The sequence below is a fragment of the Megasphaera sp. AM44-1BH genome, from assembly GCF_003467125.1.
GTDB lineage: Bacteria > Bacillota > Negativicutes > Veillonellales > Megasphaeraceae > Megasphaera.
Window position 1 is genome coordinate 323 of the sequence record NZ_QSFA01000058.1, and the last position, 240, is coordinate 562.

At 58.8% G+C, this 240-nt stretch carries 1 pseudogene; it reads left to right on the forward strand.

The features are described from left to right. A pseudogene (locus tag DW949_RS13855) lies at positions 1–240 on the forward strand (pyruvate synthase); the annotation flags it as partial.

The window sequence follows — 240 nt, forward strand, 5'->3', positions numbered from 1 at the left end:
TATGTTCGGCCAGGTTGTCAAGATTCAGGAAATGCAGGCTGAAGGCGGTGCTGCCGGCGCCGTACACGGTTCCCTGACTTCCGGCGCTCTGACCACGACCTATACGGCTTCCCAGGGGCTGCTGCTCATGATTCCGAATATGTACAAGATTGCCGGTGAACTCCTGCCGGGCGTCTTCCACGTTGCAGCCCGCGCCCTGGCTACCAATACCATGTCTATCTTCGGTGACCAGCGCGATGT